The 13,933-nt window shown below is 50.1% G+C and carries 14 protein-coding genes and 1 tRNA gene; 6 read left to right on the forward strand and 9 right to left on the reverse strand.

All coding sequences use genetic code 11. The features are described 5' to 3' along the window. Positions 1-340: 340 nt before the first annotated feature. Positions 341-2,647, forward strand: a complete 2,307-nt coding sequence (gene helD, locus OCU14_RS04745) for an RNA polymerase recycling motor HelD (protein ID WP_261810022.1) — start codon at positions 341-343, stop codon at positions 2,645-2,647. Between the two features lie 178 nt (positions 2,648-2,825). Next, positions 2,826-3,188 carry a hypothetical protein gene (locus tag OCU14_RS04750; protein ID WP_261810023.1) on the forward strand — a complete coding sequence of 121 codons (363 nt, stop codon included), beginning with the start codon at positions 2,826-2,828 and terminating at the stop codon, positions 3,186-3,188. A 50-nt stretch (positions 3,189-3,238) separates the two neighbouring features. Here OCU14_RS04750 and OCU14_RS04755 read toward each other — a convergent pair whose 3' ends face one another. Continuing rightward, a complete protein-coding gene (locus tag OCU14_RS04755) occupies positions 3,239-3,700 on the reverse strand; it encodes a hypothetical protein (protein WP_261810024.1) in 462 nt (153 codons plus the stop codon). A gap of 587 nt (positions 3,701-4,287) precedes the next feature. After that, positions 4,288-5,469 carry a cation:proton antiporter gene (locus tag OCU14_RS04760; protein ID WP_261810025.1) on the reverse strand — a complete coding sequence of 394 codons (1,182 nt, stop codon included), beginning with the start codon at positions 5,467-5,469 and terminating at the stop codon, positions 4,288-4,290. Between the two features lie 205 nt (positions 5,470-5,674). On the opposite strand from OCU14_RS04760, the gene OCU14_RS04765 reads away from it, so the two are divergent. Together OCU14_RS04765 and OCU14_RS04770 are read left to right on the forward strand one after the other, a co-directional pair. Then, a complete protein-coding gene (locus OCU14_RS04765; RefSeq protein ID WP_261810026.1) occupies positions 5,675-5,950 on the forward strand; it encodes a hypothetical protein in 276 nt (91 codons plus the stop codon). 297 nt (positions 5,951-6,247) lie between these two features. After that, a complete protein-coding gene (locus OCU14_RS04770; protein ID WP_261810027.1) occupies positions 6,248-6,523 on the forward strand; it encodes a hypothetical protein in 276 nt (91 codons plus the stop codon). 58 nt (positions 6,524-6,581) lie between these two features. Here the strand turns inward: OCU14_RS04770 and OCU14_RS04775 are convergent, their stop codons facing one another. From OCU14_RS04775 to OCU14_RS04785, 3 genes are all read right to left on the reverse strand, one after another. Continuing rightward, positions 6,582-6,854 (reverse strand): hypothetical protein, encoded by a 273-nt coding sequence (locus tag OCU14_RS04775; RefSeq protein ID WP_261810028.1) that lies wholly within the window; start codon positions 6,852-6,854, stop codon positions 6,582-6,584. A 411-nt stretch (positions 6,855-7,265) separates the two neighbouring features. Beyond that, the gene (locus OCU14_RS04780; protein WP_261810029.1) at positions 7,266-8,600 is read right to left on the reverse strand and encodes a dihydrolipoyl dehydrogenase family protein; all 1,335 of its coding nucleotides are present in this window, start codon (positions 8,598-8,600) and stop codon (positions 7,266-7,268) included. Between the two features lie 157 nt (positions 8,601-8,757). Continuing rightward, positions 8,758-9,918 carry an MFS transporter gene (locus OCU14_RS04785; RefSeq protein ID WP_261810030.1) on the reverse strand — a complete coding sequence of 387 codons (1,161 nt, stop codon included), beginning with the start codon at positions 9,916-9,918 and terminating at the stop codon, positions 8,758-8,760. A gap of 151 nt (positions 9,919-10,069) precedes the next feature. Between OCU14_RS04785 and OCU14_RS04790 the strand changes: the two genes are divergently transcribed. Both OCU14_RS04790 and OCU14_RS04795 read left to right on the forward strand, forming a co-directional pair. Next, a complete protein-coding gene (locus OCU14_RS04790) occupies positions 10,070-10,516 on the forward strand; it encodes a DUF3290 domain-containing protein (RefSeq protein ID WP_261810031.1) in 447 nt (148 codons plus the stop codon). Positions 10,517-10,519: 3 nt separating this feature from the next. Beyond that, positions 10,520-11,158, forward strand: a complete 639-nt coding sequence (locus tag OCU14_RS04795; protein WP_057879065.1) for a DUF421 domain-containing protein — start codon at positions 10,520-10,522, stop codon at positions 11,156-11,158. 58 nt (positions 11,159-11,216) lie between these two features. On the opposite strand, the gene OCU14_RS04800 is transcribed toward OCU14_RS04795, so the two are convergent. From OCU14_RS04800 to OCU14_RS04815, 4 genes are all read right to left on the reverse strand, one after another. Then, positions 11,217-11,366, reverse strand: coding sequence for an LPXTG cell wall anchor domain-containing protein (locus OCU14_RS04800; protein ID WP_261810032.1), 150 nt, complete (start codon positions 11,364-11,366; stop codon positions 11,217-11,219). Positions 11,367-11,655: 289 nt separating this feature from the next. After that, the gene (locus OCU14_RS04805) at positions 11,656-12,525 is read right to left on the reverse strand and encodes a C39 family peptidase (protein WP_261810033.1); all 870 of its coding nucleotides are present in this window, start codon (positions 12,523-12,525) and stop codon (positions 11,656-11,658) included. A gap of 19 nt (positions 12,526-12,544) precedes the next feature. Further along, entirely contained in the window at positions 12,545-13,459 is a 915-nt protein-coding gene (locus OCU14_RS04810) for a C39 family peptidase (RefSeq protein WP_261810034.1), read from the reverse strand. A 210-nt stretch (positions 13,460-13,669) separates the two neighbouring features. Continuing rightward, positions 13,670-13,742: transfer RNA gene (locus OCU14_RS04815), tRNA-Thr, on the reverse strand. Positions 13,743-13,933 lie beyond the last annotated feature (191 nt).

A 13,933-nucleotide genomic window follows, 5' to 3' on the forward strand; every position in this document is an offset into this window, starting at 1 on the left:
TTGTGGTCAGTATTGACCACCACTTTCGTCGTTAACGGGGACCCCGCGATAATTAATTATCGGTTAAATGACTAAATCCCGATCCAATTCGCCCGTAAAACCGTTTCAGCACTAGCGGTTTCTCTCTGCGATGAGGCTACTCCTATCGCGATTTCTATTCCTTTATTTTAGTGGTTTTCCATGGGAAAGTAAACCGTTGCCCCTCACAAAGATTTTGATATTAGCCGTTGGCGTCAAGGCCCGTCATCCCTAGCCTTTGCGCACTCGCTTTAATTGACATTCCCGCTTAAAATGACTAAACTTGTAAAGCAATTTAGCCTAGTCAAAGGAGGCGGTCAATTTGACCACCAGTGAGGAATCACAAGAACAGCGGCGAGTCGATCACGTTGCAGGCCGGATTGGCGCCCGCATCGAGAAGACCGAAGCCGACTATACGGCAGCTCACCAAGAGCTCCGCAACGTGCTGAAGAATTACAGCGAAAACACGTCGGTTAACTGGTTTGAAGTCGATGACCGAATCGAAACCAGTGCCGAACTGCAGCAACAACGGGCCTTGGTCTCCCGGCTAACTGAAAATCAGAACATCATTCAAGACCAATTAGATACCTTTAAAGAACTCCAGCGGTCGCCTTACTTTGGCCGCATTGACATCCAGGATCCGGATGAACCCACACCGGAATCTTTGTACATCGGGACAGCCTCATTCGTCGATGACGACCAGAACTTCCTGGTTTACGACTGGCGGGCCCCAATTTCTAGTATCTACTATAACGGCGTTCTCGGTCAGGTGGCCTATGACACCCCGGCCGGTGAACAGCACACTGATCTGCTAAAGAAACGGCAATTTCTGATTCAAGATGGGCACATTGAGAACATGTTTGACACCAACGAAACCGTTGGGGACGAGATGCTCCAACATGCCCTAGGTGAACAAAACGATGCCACCATGCAGAACATCGTGGCCACCATTCAACGTGAACAAAATGACATTATCCGCGATACTACCAGTGATCTCTTGGTGGTCCAAGGGGTCGCCGGTTCCGGTAAAACCTCTGCCATCTTACAACGGATTGCCTTTCTGCTCTATCACAGTCGGCGGGACCTCGAGGCCGATCAGATCGTGCTCTTCTCTCCCAACCGACTGTTCAGTCACTATATCAGTGACGTTCTCCCTAGCTTGGGAGAACGCAACATGCGTCAGGTTACCCTGGCCGAGTTTCTCACGCAACGGTTCCAAGGACTGACAGTCCAAACGCAATTTGACCGTTACGAGGATGACCAGACGCAGCCGATTAACCGCCACCTGCGGGCATTTCAAGAGAGCGCGGCCATGATGACTGCGATCCATGATTACTGTTTGAAGAGTTCGCCAGCAACCCTGCGTTTCACCGATATTCGTTTCGACGGTCGGGTCTTCTTCAGTAAGGAAGAAATCCGTGACATCTACGACAGCCTGCCGAATGCCGCTGCGCCCGCCGACCGGTTCCTCCGCACCAAGAATGCCCTGGAAAAACGACTGAAACACCGAATTGCCACGGAAGCTCAGTCCGATTGGGTCCGTGACGAGATCGACCAACTCAGTGACGAGGACTACCACAACCTGTTGGGGGCCAAGCACCTCGGCCAATTTGAACAGTTGGACGATGAGATTGACTTCATCGCCAGAGAAATCGTGCGCCGGCGCTTGCGTCAGGTCGACGATGCCATCTACAACGGCTACTTTCTCGATGTATACAGCCAGTACACCGACTTTCTCAGCCACTGTCCGTTACCGGAAAATGTGACGGCTGAAGAGTGGCAGAACGTCATTGCCACCTACCAACACGATATCGAATTTCACCGGCTGGCGTTGACGGATGCCGCCCCACTCCTCTATCTCCGTGATCTCCTGATCGGCGGCGGTGCGAACCACCGGATGCAGCACCTGTTTGTCGATGAGATGCAGGACTATTCAATGGCGCAACTCATTTACCTGCAACACGCCTTCCCGCGGGCTAAATTAACCCTGCTGGGTGACAGTGAACAGGCGCTCTTCAAGGCCGTTGAGTCACCCGAGAGCATCTTAAAGAAACTGGATGCTGCCTTGAATGTCAAACGGTCACGTTTGATTACGCTCCGTCGGTCCTATCGGTCGACGTATCCCATCACCACGTTTGCCAAGGCGCTTCTGCCCGATGGCGATCAGATCGAGGCCTTCAATCGACCCGGTGATCTGCCTCGCGTCGTCATTCGTTACGATGAAGAGGCAGCTTTCAAGGCCTTGGCTCACGAAGTCACGACTGAATTGGCAACGAATGGCACCGTAGCTATTCTAACCAAGAGTGCCGGTGAAGCCCGCCACGTCTATCAGGAGCTCCACCGCGACTTCGACCTGAGCCTGCTGACGGACAACGACCTCTCGCTCCCTAAAGGACTGGTCGTCCTGCCCATCTACCTGGCCAAGGGACTCGAGTTCGATAGCGTGATCGCCTACAACGTTTCCGCCGAGAACTACCCGGATGACCAAATGGCCGGGACCCTCTACACGATTGCGACTCGGGCCATGCATCACCTGACCCTGCTTAGCATCGGTGCGGTCTCGCCGTTAATTGCCTCGGGGAAGATTCCACAGGCGGATTTGACGATTGAACATGAATTTCAGAATTAACTTGAACTTTGAGGAATGCGGCGGTTGTCGTATTTCTCTTTTTTTGACACCAAATTTATATTGACGAAGAGTATGCCAGATGGCAGGTGGTTCCGCTTAACTCGCCTTCTGACACACTCTTTGACATTGACCTCTGAAAACCAAAAGTGCAAACTACATTTAGGGGAGATGACATCTCATGCATTCTTTTTCAAAATGGCGACCGTGGATCGCGATTATCACAGCTTGTATAACCGTCGGTGGACCACTGGCGGTCGTGATCAATGGGTACATTTTAATGGCCCAAAATGATGTGGATCATCCAGACGTTTTGGTTCTCTTCGGTATCCTCGTTTGGGGCATTGTTGGCCTGATCGGGGTCATTGCTTATGGGATTCCCTGCCACCGTGTGGGGTGGCAGGGGCTAAGTCGCTTGCAACGCATCCTATTCTCAATCTACGGGGTCATCTTCATCATTGGCCTCTTGATCTGGTTGGGATTTTTGGGCATTGTTCCTTACGACTGGGTCGACTGGATTGTCTATGGTCGAATCGGTTACTAGTGCAATTTAAAAGGAGATTGACCTTTATTGGTCAACCTCCCTTTTTTCTGTTAATACAGGCCCTTAGGCGCCTTCGTCGTTCTAAATGACGCGTGCCGACCGTAGTCATGGTATCCCTTCGAGAAATGCAGGTGCTTAGCGGTAACACGAATTTTATAGGTCATGCGTTGTCCCGCAAAGGCTACCGTACTGCCCTTAGGTGAATATTGAATACCTGTTAACCGATAAATATGATGGCCAAGTGCCTGATATTTCAGGTTCTTTAGACCATAGCCCGGTAACCGGTAGTACTTGTGCGACGCATTGTCATACCCAAACATATTCCCCGAACTCCGATGCTTGGTATAAGTGATATACGCCTTGTTATCCCCGTTGCCATTGTGAAACCAGGTCCGCCGTAAAACTTTCGGTGTTCCTTGATGCCACGTGTTCGCCTGAGCCGTCGCGTAGTCGGTCATCCCCATGCCGAATGCAACGACAGCCAGTCCAATCATAAAGCGCGATGTTTTCAAGTGCTGTTCCTCCCCTAAACCGTTCTGCTCATGTACTCTTTCAATTTACACGGGCGACCCCTAAAAAGCAAGAACTCTTTTATTCACAAGCGGAGAGTGCGACAAAAGGCGGTTAGTCAATGAGCATTAACGTCGATAGACGGATAATCCTGGTCTTGGATTATTTGTCTATCGGGGGTAAGCGGAGTTGACTGCCTTCTGTCGCACGTTTCGACTACAGATGTTCGGACCGCAAAAAGTGCCTGAGGCTTCTGTCTCAGACACTCCTGCTAATTAAAATTTGAAAACAGTCGTCAAACAATTCAAGTTATCATGCTCAAATTCCACGAGTACGGCCATAACTGACAGCTAAAGTCTCACACTTTCCTACATAAGCAAGAAAAACTCACGTAGCCGGAGGAGGCCAGGGATGGAGCCGGCCGTGGCGGTGGTGTTAACTGGCTGGTTTTGCCAGTTTACAGCACGGGCGACTTTGAAGACCCGCGTTTCTGGCGGGGCTTCAAAGCGAGCGAGAAGCCCGAGCCCCAGGCTGAAGCGTCCCCACAGCAAGCGGAATCCCTGGCAGCCGCAGGCGGCCTTCTTAAATTTTAAATAGCCTGTTCCGGAGCCCCTTGAGGCATCCGTTTCAAAGCTTGCTTCAACAGGAGTGGCGCCACAACCGTGGCCAAGACAATGACCAGAATCATCACGGAGTAATTGGCATCCCCGAGTAATCCGGCCTGATGCCCAATCTGGGCGGTAATCAACCCCATTTCACCTCGGGCAATCATCCCGGTACCGATGACCGTGCTACTGGACCAGGAGAAGTGACAGAGCCGAGCCCCGAGGCCACAGCCGATGAGCTTCGTGAGACAAGCCAACACCGTGAGACCTAGGATAATCCCAACCTTTTCGCCCACGTGATCCAGCGTCATATTTAACCCGACACTGACAAAGAATACCGGAATAAAAATAGCATTCCCCAGCGGTTCAACATGGTCGGCCAACACTTCCCGATAGGGCGTGTGGGCCACGGCGATACCGGCAAAGAAGGCCCCGATAGCCCCGCTCAAGCCGACAAGGTTCGCTAACCAAGCCATGCCTAAACAAATCACCATCGACATAATTGTCACACTAGAAGCCATGACTAGCCGTTCACTCAGGTGCATCAGGTATGGGGCTACCCATTTGACCAGGACGTAGGTGCCGCCGAAAAAGGCGACCTGTTCCAATAAGACAATAGCCAAGGCCGGTTGCGACCCCGCGGCCTCAATCCCCTGACTGGCCAACAGGCTAATCATCAGGGAAAGTAACACGACGCCCATGATATCATCGGCGACGGCGGCTCCCAGAATCGTGGCCCCCTCCCGCGTAGTCAGCGCGTGATATTCCTTGAGCACAGCCACGGAAATCGAAACCGAGGTCGCCGAAAAAATCACGCCAATGAAGAGTGACTCGAGGCCAGTGAAGCCCCACCACCATGAGGCAAGACCCATCACCGAAATCGGTAGAATCACACCCAGGGTGGCCACAATAATTGCCGGACGCAGGTATTTCATCAGGAGTTGAAGATTACTCTCGAGGCCTCCCAGAAACATTAGGATCACGACGCCAATATCGGAAAATAAGTTAACGAGACTGTTCAATTGCACCCAGTTGAGCAGTGCAGGGCCAATGATGATCCCGATCAAAAGTTCCCCGATCACAGCCGGGACCCCTAAGCGGTTGGCAAAGTTTCCCGCCAACGTGGTTAACACCAAAATCAAACACAACGTTCCCAAAAAAGCCATGCCAATCCCTCTCTCTAAATTCTAATTTAAGTTCCATGATACGCCACTTCTCAGAGAGACAAAAGACACAACTTCACATTCATCAGTCATGACGACTAATCCTTCTAATAATCGTTCATCCCCTTGACGCCCCCCCGAAAATGGGGATACTAAAGTCATAGTCGTTCGATCAAACGGCTGATTCAGGGGAAGGGTGGCGACAGCGATGTCGAAAATTTTACAGCCCACGTTCGGTGGGGGTTTGAAGATGGGGATGCTTGATTTCTTCGTGTTCCTATTTGGGGCAGTAACCTTGATTTTGAACCTATCAGATCAGACCAATCATCTCATCTGGGGTGGCGTATTCGTGGTATTCGCGCTATCCACTCTGTTCACCGTGTTGGGTCTCTGGCGCGGTAAACTCTACCATGATTTTGAAATCTTCTCGGTATTGATTTTGCAGATCGTGTTTACTGGCTTGCTGTTAAACTTTTTACTTTAGACACCACGACTGAGAACCGGTTCTAGTGACTGGTTCTCATTTTGTTTACCTTGTGGGACGATTTGTGACCCACAGAACCGAATTTTAGCCTAAATAGGTAATCTTTTTACCTATTTTCAAACAGCCGAGTGTCCCCATTTGACGGCATTTCAGTTTGGGCTTATCATATAAGTATAGGTTGTTACATGTGCGTAACTTTTAAGTTATGGACAACCATCCTGAACTAATTTGAGAAGGAAATCGAGAGTTAATTCGGGCTCACTGTCATATTTTTTATGGAAAAGGAAAGTGGATACATTGTCAAAACTCTTACGGCCTACGCTTAGCGATATTCTCAAGGTGGGCATGGTTGATTTCTACGCATTCTTGCTTGTTGCGGTTGCTCTTTTAATGGGGTTACCCGACGGAACCAGCCGGCTACTATGGAGTATTCTTCTGGCAATTTTCATTATTTCTGATGCCTTTACCCTCACTGGCTTTGCACGTGAGCGGCTCTATCGTGAATTCGAAGGTATCTCAGCTTTATTCTTACAGCTGGCATTCACGGGCATCATCATCAACGTCTTACTCTAATAAACGTTACAAAAGGCGTACGGGCTTTCGATCCGTACGCCTTTTACATTGCCAAAATTCAGAGAGCCAAAGCCAGAATCGCACCGCCCACAACCACACCCGTCAACAGGAAGATCATGTCAATGCGTAGGCTGGTATCCACCTTTTCCAACGCCGTTGTCGCGTAGATCGACAAGGCAAAGAGTCCTAGGCCCAAGGCGATCGACAGATAGAACTTCAGGTTCGTGCCGTGAATAATAACGCCATAGCCCCATAATCGAATGGCTAAAACGAGAATTGCTGCCGCTATCGCGGTCATAATCGAATAGACAAAGTGCCGTTGTGCATCCATGATCTTCCCCACCCTTTCCTCAGGTCACCGCAAGACACGCCTCTTGAGTTGCAATGAGTGTAGCACGGGGGCCATGAGACGGCTGGCCTTGGCAACCCAAACCGGTTGGTTCGGACTTTAACCGAAACTACTGGTAAAGGGCCGCCTGCGGCTGCCAGGGATTACGCCTCCGGCTAAGATCGATATTTACCATAACTTGGGTGAATTTCAAATCCATCAAAGCTCATAAGCTTATCCCTAACAAATTGTGTGTTACCGGTGGTCATGATTGCCTTTGTACCTATTAATTTCGGAATTCCAACAACCATCGCTTACATAAACCTAAGTCCCAAAACCAAAGAAAATCATCAGCGATCCCTTTCGATCGCTGATGATTTTTGCTTTTTCAATAGAATTTAAACCTCATATTTTTTAATTAAAGTATCCCAAATCAGAAGCCAACGTTGGGTAGGCCATAATGGTCTGGCTAATATCAGCCGAACTCATCTGGTTCTTAATCACAAAGTCGAGGTAATTAATGACCTGTTCGGCCTCCGTGCTCAAGACAGCTGCCCCCACAATGTTGTGGGACGTACGATCAACCACGACCTTAATCCGGGCGTGGGGATCCTGAATCCGCTGGTAACTGTACCAATGCGTCAGATCCAAGTCCTTAACCTGATAGCGATCGGATTGGTCCACTGCTGTTTCCGGACTAATCCCTAGCTGAGCCAGCTGGGTCTTCCCATAAACGACTGACGGAATGACCGGGTACACAATGGCTGGCGAATCGCAGGTGGTCAGCGTTTCTGCTAGATATCGGCCTTCGAAGCCAGCCACCGGGGTCAACTTCGGTTGTGGCCGATCCACGACATCACCCAGGGCAAAGACGTGAGGATTGGTCGTCTGGAGTTGACCATTTACCGTGATCCCATGAGCTGTTGTGGCCACGTCAATCCGGTCCAAGTGAAGATCATCAATGACGGGACGCCGCCCAGCCGTAGCCAGAACCATCCCTGTCGTCCAGCTCTCACCCGTGGCAGTGGTAACCAAATACTGATCATCAGCGGGAGCCACGGTAGTAATGTCGGTATCCAGTTGCACATCAATGCCATCCGCGACCAAACGGTCCAGCAGATCGTGAACGAGGTCCGCGTCAAAGGCTCGCAATGGGCGATCACTGTGATGAATCAAGTGAACGTGACTACCCGCAGCATTCGCAATGGCGGCTAATTCCACCCCAACGAATCCAGCCCCCATCAAGATCATATCGGCTGGTAGAGAATCGAGATCGAGAAATTCATTACTGGTATTCAACCATTCGGACCCTTGGATTGCCGGGATCCGGGGTTCTTGACCGGTCGCAACAATCCAGTTGGCCGCATTCAGTTGGTCATCACCAACCGTTAGTGTGCCGTCCGCATTGAAGCTGGCCGTGCCATGGAAAGTCGCAATCCCTGCCGATTTAAGACCGCCATGAGTGCCACTGGGAACTTTCTCCGTGTAGGCCCGCTTGGCAGCCATCAGCGCTGGCCAATCAATCTGAGGAACGCCACTCAAGCCATGACCTTGTAAGGCTTCACTGTGGGCTTGGGTTTCAACCGCGGCCATGAGAATCTTCTTGGGATCACATCCCCGGTTGGGACACGTCCCACCCCAGAGATCCTTTTCCACCACCGCAACATTCATTCCTCTGGCATGTAGACCATAGGCCGCAGCTAGGCCACCAGGGCCACCACCAATGACAACGATATCGAATTCTTGCATCCGCCAAAACCTTCCCTTCTTGTAACTAACGATTTAAGTTTAGCACGCAAAGTTACGATTCCGGAGAATTTTGACTGCGAAGACTGCCATTTCGACCGTCCACGACCAACTGCCAACTGGTGTAGAAGAGAACCCCAATTCCGGTAAACAGGTAAACTCAGCCCGCCGTGAGGTGTTGGAAACAGAAGCCGTAGACGAGTGTTCCCAGTGGCACGGCCAGTTGAAGCAGTGTCGTAAAGGTCGAGCCCACCCGGCCGAGTAGTTCGGTTGGGACAGTCATCTGAAGGTACACCGACAGCGGCGTATTGATGAAAGCTAAAACAGTTCCAATGGTAAAGCCCCAGGCCAAAAGACCTATTAGGAGTTGTTGCCCATTTAAGGTGCTGAGGAAGGCAACGCCAAGAAGTCCGATTCCAGCACCGATAGCCAAACACAACCGCAGGATGACTAACAGCACCCGCTTAAATGATGGCAAGACACTTAGCAGAAGATTCCCAACCAACAATCCGGCGGCAAAGCTACTCATAATCAGACTCAAGCGGGCGTTACCCATATGGCGTTCCTGAACCACGGCATATGGCAGGCCCACATCTACGGCACTAAATAAGAAATTTAAGACAACACCCATGACGACTAAAGCCCGCAAGGCGAGATGGTCCTTGATATAGACCAAGCCAAGTCGAAACTTCTGCCACTGATTCGCCGTCGCCTCTGACGCCTCCTCGACTGTCACTGGGACAGGATAGAAATGCATACTGGCGGAAATCAACCACACCAGAATCTCCGTCCCAATCATCACCCGAACGGTACCTTCAAAACCCAGCCAAGCATACAGAGCGGCCGCTAAGACTGGTGAGAGCAATTGGATTCCCGCCGTCGCAGCCTGCTCAATCGTTGCCAAAGTCTTCACGTGTTTGTCGTTAACCAACTCGTGAATTGAGGCTGTATAAGTCGTATTCGTCACTTTGTCACAACAGGCTTGGACAACGAGTAATCCCACGGCCAACGCCATTGGGAAACGCACGTAGGGCACCAGAAAGGCATACACAACTAAGGCTAAAATTCCCACACCTTTGCTCGTCAGAATCAGCTTTTTATGATGGTGGGTATCGACTAGGTTTCCCACAGGAACGACCAATAGGAGGCCAATTATCGGATAAATAATGGCCCCCAGGCCAAAACTAATAGCCGAGTGTGTTCGGTGCAACAGCATCAGTCCCAAGGCAAAACTGAAAGTATCACCACCCAGGGTGCTGAGAATATCACTACTGGCCGCCCGAAAAATTTGGATGACGGATTGACGATTGGTAATTTCCATGGGAGTCCCCTCTTTCTAATCTGCTTATCAGTATACCGCAAAATGAGTTTCAGATTAGAGAACGATGTGAGTTTTATCAATTTTCTCAGTCACCGCTTTCCTCTATTCGTGATAAAATATATTGCAGAAATTATTTTAAAGGGGGAACACGATGACTTTTTATACATACGGTTATCTCACGACCCATCACAATACTTGGCAGTATGCTCGAATTGCCCTATTAATTGCGCTCCTTGTCATCTTTATTGGCCTCTTCGTCCACTACCTGCGAAATCAATGGAACGTGAAATATAAGGATCTGAGTATTATCACTGGGACCTTATTATTGCTGGTGTTGGGCTTTCAAATCAACAGTCTGCTCTCGCTTCGATCCGCAAGCCAACAAACCGGCCAGATTACGGCTACCGTTCAACAGGTGGCAACGACCCTCAAGGTTAAACCGTCTCGACTGAGTATTAACGCCACCTCAACCGGAGACAACCTCCTGGTGAAGGCCCCAGATGGTTACTATCGGTTGAACTATAACAGTGATGGCTCGGCCTTTGTCCTGGAGAAGATCACGTTGGAACAGCCCAAGATCACGCTGATAAAGGAGTAGCCCATGTTTGTTTATTCGGATGTCTTTATAAAATTAGTTGTTGGTTTCATTTTTATGACGCTATTGATTAACTTCTCTGGGAAAGGTAACCTGGCACCCACCTCGGCTATCGATCAGGTTCAAAACTACGTCCTTGGGGGAATTGTTGGTGGGGTCATCTACAACTCGGCGGTCACCCTGCTTCAATTCATTATTGTCCTGCTGATTTGGTCTCTGCTGATCCTAGTCACGCGTTACCTCAAGATTCACGTACAAGCCGTCGGCAAGTTCATTGATGGTGGCCCCATCACGGTGATTCGTGATGGCAAACTGCTGGTTCACAACTGTCTAAAGGCCAACCTCTCCGCCAAAGAGATCGATTTCAAACTCCGAACGGCGGGCGTCTATCAGATCGACGAGGTCAAGCGAGCCATCGTCGAACAGAACGGCAGCCTGACCATCCTGCGCCAGGGAGACGGGTCGATCCGCTACCCCATCATCGTGGATGGTCAGATTGACCAAGACGTGTTGGAACTCATGAATCATGACGAGAATTGGTTACTGGAACAACTGAAACAACACGGTGTGGCCAACGTACGGGACGTTTATATGGCGAAATATGAGAATCATCAATTTGAAATTACGCGGTATGATGGCCGCTAACTGAAATAAGAGGAGTTGACAATAATCGTCAACTCCTCTTATTTAGATGCGTCACAGTCTAACGTTTCCGACGACGCAGCGCCCAACTCAAGCCGATCGCGCCAATCAAGGTCCCACCTAACCAGATGAGTTCCGTTTGATTGGCGTCACTGCCCAAAATGGTCAGAACAGCTTCAGGCCACAACGCGGGCGTTGGTAACAGATGCATCTCCCCAACTCCTTTCATGACAACCAGTCCCACACTTGGATCGACTCCCCATGGTCGAGTAGGTTATTCGCAAAATCCGCGAATCGTGGGATTAGCTGGCATGATTTTCGTTTCTGTCCCTAGTCAATTAGTCCTTAATCAACGACCATTGCCGACCACTTTCGGTCAGCGATCTTTATGCTAGCAGGTCCCCACACGAAATCCAAGGAAAATTTAATTGGCCATTCAAAAAAGGAAGTCTCGTCTACAGACGGTGCTTCCTTTCGTTTCGAATCGTGATAGTCAACTTCTACCGTACCACGACCGCTCGTGAATGGCGACTGTGATAGACTGACATAAATGTCTGTGTCTTCACCCAGAAAACCTTGTCCGGCCACTGCTTCTGCATGTATGGATCGGCTACCCGGAAGGCGCCACGCTTATAGCCAACCAGCGTCAACACGTGGTAGTTGTGCCCATTCCCCATGTGCCAAGAACCAGCGAAGACAACAGCATTGCCGCGCTTCACTTCGCGGATCAACGCCGATTTTGAGGACCCAGAGATGTTGGCAGCATGCGAATCATAAGTCCGAGCGTACTTGGCCAGTGGTGCCGGATAAATCGTCCGAACCTCACCAGGCTTACTGTCGGTGTATGGACTCCCGACGAATCCCTTCGTTGGTGTCTTGGCCTTAGGCATCCGCTTAATGATGGTTTTGAGACTCTTCTTGGTCGCAATCCCCTTAACTGACAACGCCATCTTCAGACTGGCCGCCTCACAGGCATTCGGCGCATAGAGTGGGTATAGCTGACTCGTGTATGTATAAGGTAAAACCACCGTCTTGGGCGTCTTTAATTTACTGACGTTTACCCAGCCATAGTTGTGACCTCGTCGACTAATCCGAAAATAAGTCCGCTTCCCCGCTGTCGCCGTTTGGTCAACCTGCACCAGCTTGCCCGTCAAGGCCTTCCCAGCGGTTCGCGTTGGTTTGTCGCCAGTTTGATAGGGTTTGGCCCACAAGCGCGTTTGTTCTTTGGTAATCATGCGCGAATTTTCGGTCCGAGCCGCCTTTATTTTATAAGTCGTCGCGGCCTGCGCCGTCAGGTGAGTTCCGCCGATGCCAATTAAAATGACTGGAATTACGAGACTTAATCGCAATAACCCATTCAATTTACTCATCGTTTACCCCTCTTAGATGCTACTGAACTGCCACGGCAAAATGCTTATAGTTGTAACTCCGCTTAAACTTCTTGGCACTAACCCAGTATTTGCCCTGGTTCGGGTCTGAGACGTGATAGTACCCTGACTTATAGCCATCTAATAACATCACGTGACTATTATCGATACCCGTTCCCCAGAAATAACGATCATACTGTGCCTTGGCAAAGTGTAAGGTAACGTAGACCACCACCGGGTTGTGTTGCCGAATCTGACTCCGTAATGTGGCAACACTGGCACCGCTGATGTTCTTAACTGTGGTGTACTTGTTCCCCCATTTGGCTAATGGCTTCGGAAAGATGGATTGGAAAACGCCAGGTGTCACCTTGTAGGGACTCCCGGCAAAACCAGTGTTGGGATTATTAGTCTTACTCTGTGGCAAATGCTTCATGAAAGCGACTAATCCCGTCGACTTTTGGACTCCTTTGTAATGGAGACCCTCCAGCAGACTAGCGGATTCACATCCCATACAGGCCTTAACGGCATTCTGGCTGATGTAAGGGGCGTTCAAGTTCACCTTGCTGGGCGTTTTCAGATCCTGATGAAGTACCCATCCTGCATGGCGTTTATTGGGCACATTGGTCGCCTCGGTAACGTAGTCATACCGATAGCGTTTTCCGTTGGCCTTCTGAACCCAGGCCGTCTGACTAGCGATCCAGGCACTCTTCGAATAGTTCTTCAGGTAATGTGTCGGGGTCATGGTTAGCGTCCCTTGGCTATCCGTTTTGAAACTATAGAGGTTTCCCTTAGTGTTCCCGGTCACCCGACCAAATTTGGTGACCTTGCCCTGTGACACAATGGTGGCGCTTCCCGTTGCGGCCTTGGCCGGAACCGACAGGCTGGCTAGTCCTAGTGTTAAGACGGCTACGGTTAAGAGTTTAGTGGTTATTCTCATCTTTTATTTCTCCCCTGGTTCCTGAATTTCGGCTGGCGTATCAATTGACGCGTCCGCCTCCGTTAAACGTGCTCAATTATTTTTCATATAGATTGAGTATACCGCTGTCTTTCCTGATTTGACAGAGTCTTAATGGCGCGAGCAGTTAACTATAGAAAAAGGGTCCCTCACTGCAACTAAGTTGCGATGAGAGACCCTAACGATGCGGTAAGCCGCTTATTGGATTTGAACCAACGACCTCTTCCTTACCATGGAAACGCTCTACCTTCTGAGCTAAAGCGGCATATTTAGTGACCTGGTGACGTCGACGACATCACTTATCACCCTTTCATTATCCCTGTTTTTCGGAATTTTGACAATAAAAAAAGAACCCTCACAGGGTTCTTTCGTTCGCGTGGCAACGTCCTATCCTCGCAGGGGGCGATCCCCCAACTACTATCAGCGTGCTGAAGCTTAACTTCCGTGTTCGGCATG

The sequence above is a fragment of the Levilactobacillus humaensis genome (assembly GCF_024345185.1).
GTDB lineage: Bacteria > Bacillota > Bacilli > Lactobacillales > Lactobacillaceae > Levilactobacillus > Levilactobacillus humaensis.